This is a genomic window from uncultured Sulfitobacter sp. (assembly GCF_964021855.1).
Classification (GTDB): domain Bacteria; phylum Pseudomonadota; class Alphaproteobacteria; order Rhodobacterales; family Rhodobacteraceae; genus Sulfitobacter.
In genome coordinates, this window is record NZ_CAXHZD010000013.1 from 24,735 (window position 1) to 36,555 (window position 11,821).

Consider the following 11,821-nt stretch of genomic DNA (forward strand, 5'->3'; position numbering starts at 1 on the left):
TCACATACGGCGATCGCTAAGAAAGGGTTTTTATGAAAGAAATCTATTCATATGATGGGATCGTTCCAGTGATCGATCCGACATGCTTTATACATGACACAGCGGTCGTCATCGGCGATGTACTGATTGGTCCAAACTGCTATGTGGGACCGGGTGCAGTGCTCCGCGGTGATTTCGGCCGTATTGTGATTGGAGAAGGGTCTAACGTTCAAGAAACCTGCGTCATCCACAGTTTTCCAAACCAAGATGTCGTTTTAGAGCGGAACAGCCACATCGGTCATGGCGCAGTCCTTCATGGTTGCACCATCGGAGAAAATGCGCTGATCGGCATGAATGCCGTTGTTATGGATAAAGCAATTGTCGGACGCGACTGCATCGTAGGCGCGCTGGCGTTCATCAAGGCCGGAGCCGAGTTCGAGGCCGGTCAAATGATTGCCGGATCGCCTGCACGTGTTCTGCGAGCCCTTAGCGAAGATGAAATTAAATGGAAACGTGAAGGAACTGGCGTATATCAAACACTTGCCCGCATCGCACCGGAAAAATTGAAGCGATCTGTTCCACTTGACACGGAGGAACCAGACCGGCGCCGTGTCGCGGCACCAATATACGATCCGTTGCTTATCAGTCGGGAAAAGTAATCCAGCCTATGACAATTTAGTCGGGAACCGGGAGATCAAGTCCGGCCAAGACCGTTGATGCTTCGGCGCGCCATTTGTCGCGTAATTCCTTGTTTGTCAGCTTCCGCAAACCCATTTTTTGTAATGGTTCAAATCTGTTTGATGCGTCGCTGCCAAAGCTGGATTCTACGCGCGGCCACCAATAGGCCACGCTTTCTTTGAGTGCGGCTTTTTGGGTTCTGTCCTGTACAAGTTTTGCCATACCTTCCTCAGCCAACTCGGTATGGCGTGTCTCGCGAGGCATGATTTTTCGGACAGCCTCAGCCAGCGGCTGATAGGAAATCATTGCATATTCGGAAAGCTGAACGCCAACAGCTTTGCCCATCAACATGTTCATTGCAACAGCATCGGTCCAACCGTTTAAGGGGTAGTTGAAGACAGCAAGTCGCATGTCCGAGTTGGTGCGGTTGGTCCCAATTGGAGCATCGCGATCCAATCGTTCAGTCCAAGGATGGTAGTTCGCATACCGGTCGGTATTTGTCCCGAATTGCCCCATCAAGGTCAGGATCTGGTCCGCATGGTCAGTCTTTTCCATCACAATTTTTGCCGCAGCGATACGTTCTTTTACGCCTGGACCCTGATTGATGATGTCTGCAAATCCAGCTGCGCCCGCCAGTTCGCTGTCGACAAAACTGGCCATCAAACGCATCAGCTCCGCACGGTAACGAGGTGGGACATTGCCAGGAGACGTCAACACGCCACCCTGAGCCAGATAGTCTGCAATTTTCATATCGTCGGACATCTGTATTCCCCTTATTGATCGTAATCGAAGACAACATTGTCGCTCAACGGGAAGCATTGGCATGTCAACACATACCCCCGTTCGACTTCGTAATCCTCAAGAGCGTGATTGGCGACCATCTCGACTTCGCCCTCAAGAACCTTGGCACGACAGGTCGAGCAAACTCCCGCTTTGCAAGCAAATGGTGCGTCCACATTGTTCGCTATTGCTGCATCCAAAAGGCTGACATCTTTGGGCATCATAAAGGTTCGAGATTCGCCGTCGAGCGTGACTTTGGCGGAGCTTTCAGCACCCGCTTTCGCATCGGCGGATGATACTGCTTTGCGCTTCGCGCGACCTGGTTGCGAGCTTGCGAACAGCTCAAATTTGATCTGATCGTCCGTCAACCCGTGTTCTTTAAGCGATCCTGCAATAGCGAGCATCATTGGCTCTGGTCCACAAATCAACGCGGTATCGATATCCTCAAGGTTGATCCAACTCTTGAATAGCAACCCACATTTCTCAGCATCAACCCGACCGGTAAACAGGTCAATATCCTGTGCATCCTGTTTGAGTATATGAATGATGCTAACGCGGCCTAAATATAAGTTCTTCAGATCCTCGATTTCGTCGCGGAACATGATCGAGTTCACATCGCGGTTAGCGTACACGAGAGTGAATCGTGAGGATGGCTCGCGGCTCAAGACGGTCCGCAGAATTGAAAGCACTGGTGTGATGCCGGAGCCCCCAGCGAACCCTAGATAGTGTTTCCCAACAGCTGGATCCAAAGGCGTATGAAATGATCCCATCGGTGGCATCGCGTCCAGTTTGTCACCAATTTTGAGATCTTCGTTTGCCCATGTAGAGAAGGCTCCGCCATCAACCTTTTTGATTCCAACTTGGAGCACACCGTCATCCTTGCCCGCGCAAATCGAATAGGAGCGGCGTAGCTCTTCACCGTCAAATTCCCGACGAAAGGTCAAATACTGGCCTTGGATGAAGTCGAAGTCTTCGGGGTTTTCTGGTTTGAGCGTGACCACAACGGCATCGCGGATCGTTTTCGTGATGTCCGTTACGGATAGGGATTGAAAACGGGCCATGCCGATCTCCTCAAATACACTTAAAGTAGTCGAAAGGCTCTAAGCAGTCGGTACACCGCCATTGCGCCTTGCAGGGGGTCGATCCGAATTGGCTAATCTTTTCGACCTTATCAGATTTGCAGTGCGGACACCGCTCCGGTCCACCCGCTTGTTGGGGGGCGGCTATGCCGTAGGCTTCCAGTTTTGTTCTGCCACTGTCCGATAGCCAATCAGTGGTCCATGGTGGCGAAATCTGATTCTTGATACGCAGTTTTCCGATGCCTCGGTCGCGCAGCGCGGTTTCAATATCCATTGAAATCACAGAAGTCGCCGGACAGCCGGAATAGGTCGGAGTTACAGCAACCTCCAAGGTCTCATCATCCCATCTAACATTTCGCACGATGCCTAGATCCACGATAGAGATCACAGGAATTTCCGGGTCAGGCACAGCATCGAGCCACTTCCAGATCTGATCCACTGTCGCAGAGGTCATGCAGACGGTCCCCTCACCAGCTCGCGTCGGGATAAGCGCGAGGCAAAAACTGCATCGTTGCGAGCATATGCCCAAGATGCTCGGTGTGGCGGACGCCATTCTTACCACCTTTGTGGGTGAAGTCCCCTTCAGGTATCTTGAGCATCCCCTCGGCTATCGTGTTGTTCACGGTATCATCCCATGCCGCACGGAACTGACTTGGGTCCGGGGCGATACCATCTGCAACCAATGCTGTATCAACATCGTCACAAATGAACATCTCACCCACATAAGGCCACAATAGATCAAGGGCAGCCTGCATCTTGCCATGGCTTTCGGCAGTGCCATCACCTAGGGCGACCACAGTGTCACGCGAACGGTCGAGGTGATACGTTGCCTCTTTCAGCGATTTTGCCGCAATTTCCGCGATGCGTTCGTTGGCTGATCCTGTAAGCTGCTTCAGGTTCTGCACCTGAAATGCGTCGAAAAGGAATTGACGCATCATCGTTTGACCAAAGTTGCCGTTCGGCTGCTCCAGCAGCAGCAGGCTACGGAAATCCCAAACGTCGCGGCGATAAGCCAGATCATCAGCGGAGCGGCCTTCGCCTTCCACTTCACCGGCAAGCCCCAGCCACATCTGCGTTTGACCGATCAGGTCAAGTGCAGTGTTTGCCAAGGCTATGTCTTCCTCCAAAGCGGGTGCGCGCCCGCACCACTCCGAAATTCTATGCCCGAGAACAAGTGTGTTATCGCCTTGCCGCAGCAGGAATTCAAACAGCGGATCGGCCATTACATCGCTCCCACTTCTTCGGGAATGTCGAAAAAGGTCGGATGGCGATAAACCTTGGATGTGGACGGTTCATATAATGGTCCCTTCTCCGACGGACTAGACGCTGAAATGTGGCGTGCTTCTACAACCCAAATCGACACGCCTTCATTGCGGCGGGTATAGACATCGCGCGCGTTTTTAATCGCGGCTTCTTCATCGGCGGCATGCAGGCTGCCAACGTGACGATGGCTCATCCCGTGCTGACCGCGAATAAACACTTCCCACAAGGGCCATTCGTGTGATCGGCGGTTGCTTGGTGTCTTGGCTTCAGTTTCCTCATAGGGACCGGGGGCTGGAGAACTCATTGTGCGGCCATCCTGTTTGCTTTGCGTTTGGCTGCGTGAGCCATCATGCCCTCACGAACCCACTTGCCCTCGTCCCAAGCCTCATTGCGTGCAGCGAGGCGTTCGGTGTTGCAGGGACCATTGCCTTTGATCACATCAAAGAACTCGGACCAGTCCGGCTCGGAGAAGTCGTAGCCGCCTTTCTCCTTGTTCCACTTTACGTTCTCATCCGGAACAGTGAGGCCAAGATATTCGGCTTGAGGCACGGTCTGGTCGACGAACTTCTGGCGCAACTCGTCGTTGGTGTTCATCTTAATTTTCCATGCCATCGACTGTTCGGAGTGAACCGAGTCCTTGTCGGAAGGGCCGAACATCATCAAAGACGGATACCAGAAGCGATTGAGTGCATCCTGCGCCATCTTCCTTTGCGCGTCGGTGCCTTTCGCCATCTTCATCATGATGTCGTAGCCCTGACGTTGGTGAAAGCTCTCTTCTTTGCAGACACGGATCATCGCACGGCTGTAAGGGCCATAGCTTGTGCGCTGTAGCGGCACCTGGTTCATGATTGCAGCACCGTCAACTAACCAACCGACCGCGCCCATATCGGCCCATGTCAGTGTCGGGTAGTTGAAGATAGACGAATACTTCATCCGCCCATCCAGCAGCATCTCGGTCAGCTCGTCGCGGGTCACGCCGAGCGTTTCCGCAGCACAATAGAGATACAGACCGTGACCGGCTTCATCTTGCACCTTTGCCAGCAGAATCGCCTTGCGCTCTAGGCTGGGCGCGCGTGTGATCCAGTTGCCCTCGGGAAGTTGACCCACAATTTCGGAATGCGCGTGCTGCCCGATCTGGCGGATCAGCGTTTTGCGATACCCTTCCGGCATCCAGTCTTTTGGTTCGATTTTTTCATCGGCGTCGATGCGGGCCTGAAATGCTTTTTCCTGTGCCGTCAGCTCTCCTTTGTTACCTTCGGATGTCACCATCTGTGCATACATTGTGTCGTTCTCCCTAAACGCGTTCGATAATAATAGCAGTGCCTTGACCCACGCCAACACACATTGTGCAGAGTGCAAAACGTCCACCCGTCCGCCGCAGCTGGTAAGCAGCGGTCATAACAAGCCTTGCGCCTGACATGCCCAGAGGATGGCCAAGCGCAATCGCACCACCGTTCGGGTTCACATGAGGGGCATCGTCCGGCAGGCCAAGTTCCCGCAGCGAAGCAAGACCCTGCGCCGCGAACGCTTCGTTTAGCTCAATCACATCCATCTGATCTATGGTCAGGCCCGCCAATTTCAACACCTTCCGGGTGGCGGGAACCGGCCCAATTCCCATGATGCGGGGCGGGACACCCGCCGCTGCCATCGCAACGACTCGCGCAATCGGTTCGTGCGTCTTTGCCATTTCTTCGTTGCCCAGAAGCAGAGCGGCTGCGCCGTCGTTTACACCAGATGCATTGCCTGCGGTCACCGTCATGTCTGCACCGTTTACGCCTCGAAGCCCGGACAGTTTTTCAGCGCTAGTGCCAGGGCGAGGATGCTCGTCAGTATCAAAGACAATTGGATCACCTTTTCGCTGCGGGACCCTCACGGAAATTATCTCATCATTGAAGATGCCAGCCTTGTTTGCGGCATCCCAACGGTCTTGGCTTCTGGCGGCAAAAGCATCTTGGTCTTCACGCGAAATTTTATAGTCAGCGGCAACATTGTCAGCCGTCTGAGGCATTGAATCCACGCCATAAGCGTCTTTCATCTTCGGATTCACAAAGCGCCAGCCGATTGTCGTATCGTAAACAGCGTTCGAGCGTGAAAATGCGCTTGTAGATTTCGGCATAACAAATGGGGCACGGCTCATGCTCTCGACACCACCAGCAATCGCCATGCGGTAATCGCCGGCCTTGATCCCTCGTGCTGCCATACCAACGCCGTCCATTCCCGACGCACACAACCGGTTGACGGTGGTGCCCGGCACATCGGTAGGAAGCCCGGCGAGCAACGCCGCCATGCGCGCAACATTTCGGTTATCTTCACCAGCTTGGTTGGCAGAACCAAAAATTACATCGTCAATAAGTGTCCAATCGACGCCAGCGTTCCGCTCTTTCAATGCTGCGATGGGGAGGGCGGCCAAGTCATCTGCACGGATGGTTGATAGCGCCCCGCCATAACGACCGATGGGTGTCCGCACTGCATCAAGAATATACGCGCTCATGAAAATCTCCTCAGTTTCATTGACCGACTGGTTGGTTTATTAATAGAGCCTGACGCGATTCGTCGCAAGCATTTTGTTTTGAACGGTCCTGAACCTCGGCTAATGGGTCATGCGCATCAAAGAAGCGGACCTTTCCGTTGTCTGTGATGTGAATGCTGACATCTTGTTTATCAAAAACGGCCTAATAACAGAATTTGGAAGATACAATGGATACAGATAAAAGCACACTTGAAATGACCGTACTAATGTCGCCTGACATGGCCAATTTTAGTGGTAAGGTTCATGGCGGAGCGCTGCTAAACCTATTGGATCGTGTCGCATTTACCTGCGCGTCAAGGTACTCAGGATCTTACGCTGTCACACTTTCAGTAGATCAAGTCACTTTCAAGGAAGCCATAAACGTCGGAGAATTAGTCACTTTTCGGGCTTCGGTGAACTTTGTCGGCACGACCTCAATGGAGATTGGAATCCGAGTCGAGGCGGAAGACATACAAGCCGGTTCAATCCGGCATACAAATTCATGCTATTTTACCATGGTCGCGGTCGATGCGAACGGTAGTCCCAAAAAAGTGCCTATGTTAAACTTGGTTAACGACACCAAGGAGCGCCGCTTTAACTCTGGAAAAATTCGCCGTGATCTTCGTCGAGAGTTTACTAACAAGTTTGCTGCTGCATCTCGTTAGTCTGGTGGTGTAGTCTTTCAAATTTTGTGGAGGGGTTTAAGCCGCCATTGGGGGTTGAGTACCCTTCGCATAAGATTCGGCACTTATGCCGTCGTCAGAAACGTGCCTTGGGGAGTGGAAAAACTCTGGGGGCCTAAATTGATCTCGGTCTATCCTGATAGCTTTGATGCAGGAGGATTTGATGTGAAAGTTCGGATCAGGATTGAAACGGAGTTTGGGTGGGGCGAGTGCCGGTCCCATGAGATTGGCGTCATTGAGCGGTGTTCTATTGATCCGTCGGAAGACAACCTAGGTATCAGCCTCGCTGAGGGCAATTGATCTTGAAAGAAGTCCAGCGTGCTGTTCTCCAGGATCAAGTGGAAGAAATCAGCGAAGTCGCGCGGGTATGCCGTCATTGCCATTCTTATTTGCCTGTGCATGATCGTCGTAAGCGACGTGTCGATACTCTTTTCGGTCGTGTGACTGTCGAAGCGCCTCGGGTCCGGATGTGTATGTGCGGCTTGCCGGGCTTTCCTGCGTTCAAGGCAGCGTATTCTCCGCTCACGCGAATTTTGAGAGACAATGCCACACCTGAGCTTAGGAGGCTGCAAGCCGAACTGGGTGCCCGGCATAGTTTTCGGGAAGCCGCGCGTCTGTTGAACGAGCTCTCACCTTGCGCCACCCAGAACCACGCAACGATCCGGAACCGGCTTGCGTCGGTTGCCAAGGCCCTGGAAGAACGCTGTTGCGAGGAACCGACGGACACGGCCATTCAAGCAAAACCTACCGCGGTGACGGTCCTTCTGGACAGCGCATATGTTCGTTCACGCCCCGAATATCAAAGGCGAAATTTCGAAGTCATTGTGGGGTCGATTGAAAGCGAAACAGCTGAAAAACGGCGTTTTGGATTGAGCCAAATGGGTGCCGATCACCCAATAGAACACTTGCGGTCCAGCTTGAAAGCCGCCGGTTGGCGGGATGGCGTTGCAGTGACGGTTCTTTCGGGAGTGGGCAAAAGTTGGTGGTCGATGTGGTAGGTTGAGGCTTTCGGAACCTGACGAGGCCCATCATGGATATACGGATCATAGTCGAAACGACATTTGGAGATGGAACAAAGAAGTTGCGCGATGTGGGGGAAATTCGCCGCTCGCATGAGCATGCTGGGTCCGAGAACCTAGGTCTGCGCCTTGTTGAGGCCAAGAGCTTGTTGACGCAGCTACAGGAAATAATTCTGCAGGATCAGATCGACGAGTTGCTAAGGGCGATCCGGAATTGCAGCGCCTGCGGAAAACGGCGGGCAATCCACGATGATCGCGGTCGTATTCTAGACACGCTTTATGGTCGGTTCCGCGTAAAGTCGCCCCGGCTTCGCCCGTGCCCTTGCGAGGCCACCGCGGGTGTCGCGAACCCTGTACTGCGGTCACCAATTTCCGATCGGTTCCCAGAACGTGCGACACCAGAACTGCAGCGTCTTCAGGCTGAGCTAGGATCGCGACATTCGTTTCGGGAAGCCGCCCGGCTGATACACACGTTCCTGCCATGTGCGCCTCAGTCAAACACGACCGTCCGCAATCGTTTGGGTCGCGTTGCCGAAACGCTGCTTTCTGCGGAAACAGAAGAAGTGAACAAAGACACCAATTCCATATCGTCTCCTCTAACCGTTTTCCTGGATGGCGCTCATATTCGATGCCGTCCGGAATTCCAAAAGCGCCACCTCGATGTTGTGGTCGGCAAGATCGAGAGCCGCAATATGAGCCGACGCTTTGGTCTTGTGCAACAAGCGACGAAGTCTCCGAGCAGCCAGCTGCGAAATGATTTGATAACGCAAGGTTGGGACGGCCAGAGCAAGGTGACAGTAATTTCAGATGGGGAGCCAGCCCTGCCAAATTTGGTGCGACGCGCCGTCAAAGGTTCCGTCATCCACATTCTCGATTGGTGGCATATCTCGATGCGAATAAAGCACATCGAGAATGCAGTGAAAGGGCTTTTACAAACAAAAGACTTTTCAAGATTGCCGCAACTTTTTGCGCGTCCAGCAGAAACGCTACGTTGGAACCTATGGCACGGGAAGGTCATGACCGCCGGTACGAACCTCAAGGTTCTCATGATCGACTGCAATCGTCTGCGCCCTGAAGCCAAAGAACAAGGTGCAGCGGCCAGCCGTGTCATCGCTCGGTGTCAGGAACTCTATACATACCTTTCTAACAATTTCGACGCGCTGATAAACTACGGTTTGCGCTATCGAAACGGACAAGCAATCTCATCATCACGCGCGGAAGGTTGCGTCGATGATATTGGGAATGCCCGCATGGGCAAAAGACGGCGAATGAGGTGGTCCCGCAAAGGCGCGCATCGTGTCGCCGTCACCAGAGCCGCCGTTCTCGATGGTAGACTCTCCGTCTCGCAGATCGCAGCATGACCACCAACTTTTGCCCACTCCCGCGTCCAATCCACAGATTCTGATTAATTAGGGTACAATGACACTAGCCGCGCATTGTCGGACCGCCCGCCATGAGCGTCTCCAAGAGATCTGTGACGGTGTCCGTGTTCACGTCTTTCGCGCGCGCGAGGGTTTGAGGTGGAACCGGTGGAGCGACTTGCGAGGCTTCACGTTCCTGGCCGATCCAAAGGATTGACAGCTCGAGCGTGTTCCAAAGGTACACCCAGCCAACAGTTCGCTTTCCATCGGACGCCAATAGGCGGGCGATAGCGGTTGCTTCTTCCTTGCCATACGTCACTAGTTCTTATGCTCCATACCCGGTTCTCAAGCGGGCGATTTCGTTCCTGCTTCAAGACTGAATGTAGGCTGGCTGAACCGGCTGGCGTATTGGGTTGATCAGACAAGGCGCGGAACTGGGGGCATTCGCCTATTCTGCCGAGCAATAATAAACACTACCTTACGGAAGCGGTGCTCAGAAATGGGCGGCACCGGAAATCCCAGCGCCGCCCCTTGCCCGTCTACAGGGAGGATGTAGTGGGCAGGTAGTACACGGGCAGACCTTTTAGGGCTGTAGCTTAAAGCTCTGAGTTAACGAAGAAAATAGCATCTTTATAGCTCTCGAGGGCATGGCTGCTTCCTGCTATGAAAATACAACTTGAATATCCGTATATTCGGCGAGACCTTCTTCGCCAAATTCAACGCCTATCCCAGATGCCTTGACGCCGCCAAAAGGCGCGTTCGGCTGGATCGCGCCGTGTTTGTTGATCCAAACCGACCCGCATTCCATGCGTGTGGCCAAGTCGCGGCCCCGCTCAATATCGGAGGTCCAGATAGACCCGCCCAAGCCGTTCGGGGAATCGTTGGCCGCGGCGATGGCTTCATCGACGTCGGAATATCGGATCACCGGAAGCGCCGGACCGAACTGCTCCTCGACCACGAGCGGGTCGTCCTGCGACAGGTCCGCAATGATCGTCGGCGGGAAAAACAGCCCCTCGCCAGGCGTGCCACCCAGCAGGACGCGGCCTCTGGATTTGGCGGCTTCGATCAGGCGGTTGACCTTGTCGAACTGCATCTGGTTCTGGATCGGGCCCAGAATGCTCTGCTCGCTCATCCCGTCACCAACGGGGATATTGCGCGCGAAATCCACCAGCGCATCGCAGATCGCGTCATAGATGGACGTGTGCACATACAGGCGTTTCATGGCGGCGCAGGTCTGGCCGTTGTTGATGAACGCGCCCCAGAACAGGCCTTCGGCAATCGCCTTCGGATCGGCGTCGGGCAAGACGATGCCCGCATCATTACCGCCCAGTTCCAGCGTCAGCCGCTTCATGGTCTCAGCGGCGGATTGCATGACCTTCTGGCCGGTGGCGCAGGAGCCGGTGAACACGATCTTGCGGATGCCGTCATGGGCGGACATGGCCGCTCCGAGATTCAGGTCCTTGTCATCGCCGGTCACCACATTGACGACGCCTTTGGGCAGAACCTCTTGCATGATTTCGACCAGCCGGATGGTCGAAAGCGGGGTGTTGGGCGAGGGCTTGACCACCACCGTGTTGCCGGTCCGCAGGGCCGGGATGATGTGCCAGATGGCGATCAAGACCGGGAAGTTCCACGGCGTGATCGACCCCACGACACCCAGCGGTTTGCGATGCAGCTCCACCCGGCCTTCGTTGTTGTGCTGAAGCGTCTTGACCGGCAGGGACAAGCCGGCGGTATACCCCGCCCAGGCCTGCGCGCCGCCCATTTCCCAACGCGATCCCAAACCGTTCAGCGGCTTGCCCTGTTCCTTGGTGATCAGGACCGCAAGCTCCTCGGCATTGTCGCCAATCGCGCCCGCCAGTTTTTCGCAATAGGCCTGAAGCTCGGCGTCGGGCAGCTTTGACCATGTTTCGAAAGCGGTCTGCGCGGCGTCGACCGCCTTGTCCAGATCGGCGAGCGTATTGTTCGGCGCATAGCCGGCCACCTCGCCCGTCGAAGGGTTCAGGATGGCAAAGGAAGCGCCGTCGGCTTCGCTTGGAAGCTCGGATGCAGGTGCCGTGGTCATTGGTCTTTTTCCTTTAATGTGGTCATTGGTCTTTTTCCTTTAATCAGGTTCGAGACGCCCGAGAGGACGCGGTTCAGAGGCCCGACGCTATTGACTGACTTCTTATTTACTTCATCGAAGTTCAGGTCGGTCATGCGGCGACCTTTTGGGTGAGATCCACGCGATGATGATAAATTCGGCAACCGCCGGGTGAGTAGTTGGCCACGTCGCTTGCGACTTCCGCACCGACTTCTGAAAAAAGCGCGCGCTCCATTATTTCCGCTGATGAAAAGTAGCCACGAAAAATGCAGAAGGGAGCGTCTGACCTGTCACTCATGGGAGTTGGGTAGGCCACTTCGTACGAGAGTAGGCCTGGCAACTGCTCGGCAAGCGGCAGATGACGAGTGGTGTAATAGGTGCGAAACT

At 54.3% G+C, this 11,821-nt stretch carries 14 protein-coding genes and 1 pseudogene; 4 read left to right on the top strand and 11 right to left on the bottom strand.

Features of this window, described 5'->3' with window-relative positions; translation table 11 throughout:
- Window positions 1-32: 32 nt before the first annotated feature.
- Entirely contained in the window at window positions 33-638 is a 606-nt protein-coding gene (locus AADJ11_RS19955; protein ID WP_341236162.1) for a transferase hexapeptide repeat family protein, read from the top strand.
- 16 nt (window positions 639-654) lie between these two features.
- Here AADJ11_RS19955 and AADJ11_RS19960 read toward each other — a convergent pair whose 3' ends face one another.
- The 7 genes from AADJ11_RS19960 to pcaF are packed head-to-tail and all read right to left on the bottom strand — an operon-like array spanning window position 655 to window position 6,270.
- Entirely contained in the window at window positions 655-1,419 is a 765-nt protein-coding gene (locus AADJ11_RS19960; RefSeq protein WP_341236163.1) for a Phenylacetic acid catabolic protein, read from the bottom strand.
- A gap of 11 nt (window positions 1,420-1,430) precedes the next feature.
- Complete coding sequence (locus AADJ11_RS19965) at window positions 1,431-2,498, bottom strand: 2Fe-2S iron-sulfur cluster-binding protein (protein WP_341236164.1); 1,068 nt, start codon at window positions 2,496-2,498, stop codon at window positions 1,431-1,433.
- A 10-nt stretch (window positions 2,499-2,508) separates the two neighbouring features.
- A complete protein-coding gene (gene paaD / locus AADJ11_RS19970; protein ID WP_341236165.1) occupies window positions 2,509-2,970 on the bottom strand; it encodes a 1,2-phenylacetyl-CoA epoxidase subunit PaaD in 462 nt (153 codons plus the stop codon).
- Window positions 2,971-2,983: 13 nt separating this feature from the next.
- On the bottom strand, window positions 2,984-3,739 hold the full coding sequence (gene paaC, locus AADJ11_RS19975; protein WP_341236166.1) for a 1,2-phenylacetyl-CoA epoxidase subunit PaaC: 756 nt from the start codon (window positions 3,737-3,739) through the stop codon (window positions 2,984-2,986).
- Complete coding sequence (gene paaB, locus AADJ11_RS19980; protein ID WP_341236167.1) at window positions 3,739-4,083, bottom strand: 1,2-phenylacetyl-CoA epoxidase subunit PaaB; 345 nt, start codon at window positions 4,081-4,083, stop codon at window positions 3,739-3,741. The genes paaC and paaB overlap by 1 nt, the downstream gene beginning before the upstream one ends.
- Window positions 4,080-5,060, bottom strand: a complete 981-nt coding sequence (gene paaA / locus AADJ11_RS19985) for a 1,2-phenylacetyl-CoA epoxidase subunit PaaA (RefSeq protein WP_341236168.1) — start codon at window positions 5,058-5,060, stop codon at window positions 4,080-4,082. The genes paaB and paaA overlap by 4 nt, the downstream gene beginning before the upstream one ends.
- 13 nt (window positions 5,061-5,073) lie before the next feature.
- Entirely contained in the window at window positions 5,074-6,270 is a 1,197-nt protein-coding gene (gene pcaF / locus AADJ11_RS19990) for a 3-oxoadipyl-CoA thiolase (RefSeq protein WP_341236169.1), read from the bottom strand.
- A gap of 206 nt (window positions 6,271-6,476) precedes the next feature.
- On the opposite strand from pcaF, the gene AADJ11_RS19995 reads away from it, so the two are divergent.
- The 3 genes and pseudogenes from AADJ11_RS19995 to AADJ11_RS20005 all read left to right on the top strand — a co-directional run bounded on the left by AADJ11_RS19995 (window position 6,477) and on the right by AADJ11_RS20005 (window position 9,351).
- Entirely contained in the window at window positions 6,477-6,953 is a 477-nt protein-coding gene (locus AADJ11_RS19995; RefSeq protein ID WP_341236170.1) for an acyl-CoA thioesterase, read from the top strand.
- 183 nt (window positions 6,954-7,136) lie between these two features.
- Window positions 7,137-7,936 (top strand): annotated as a pseudogene (locus tag AADJ11_RS20000) (ISKra4 family transposase); the annotation flags it as partial.
- Window positions 7,937-8,001: 65 nt separating this feature from the next.
- On the top strand, window positions 8,002-9,351 hold the full coding sequence (locus AADJ11_RS20005; protein ID WP_341236171.1) for an ISKra4 family transposase: 1,350 nt from the start codon (window positions 8,002-8,004) through the stop codon (window positions 9,349-9,351).
- Window positions 9,352-9,415: 64 nt separating this feature from the next.
- Here the strand turns inward: AADJ11_RS20005 and AADJ11_RS20010 are convergent, their stop codons facing one another.
- From AADJ11_RS20010 to AADJ11_RS20025, 4 genes are all read right to left on the bottom strand, one after another.
- Window positions 9,416-9,670 carry a hypothetical protein gene (locus tag AADJ11_RS20010; protein ID WP_341236172.1) on the bottom strand — a complete coding sequence of 85 codons (255 nt, stop codon included), beginning with the start codon at window positions 9,668-9,670 and terminating at the stop codon, window positions 9,416-9,418.
- Between the two features lie 342 nt (window positions 9,671-10,012).
- On the bottom strand, window positions 10,013-11,416 hold the full coding sequence (locus AADJ11_RS20015) for an aldehyde dehydrogenase family protein (protein WP_341236173.1): 1,404 nt from the start codon (window positions 11,414-11,416) through the stop codon (window positions 10,013-10,015).
- On the bottom strand, window positions 11,413-11,550 hold the full coding sequence (locus AADJ11_RS20020) for a hypothetical protein (protein ID WP_341236174.1): 138 nt from the start codon (window positions 11,548-11,550) through the stop codon (window positions 11,413-11,415). Before AADJ11_RS20020 ends, AADJ11_RS20015 begins: the two co-directional genes overlap by 4 nt.
- Window positions 11,547-11,821 (bottom strand): EthD family reductase (locus tag AADJ11_RS20025; protein ID WP_341236175.1); only part of this gene is annotated, 275 nt, incomplete at its 5' end. The genes AADJ11_RS20020 and AADJ11_RS20025, both read right to left, overlap by 4 nt.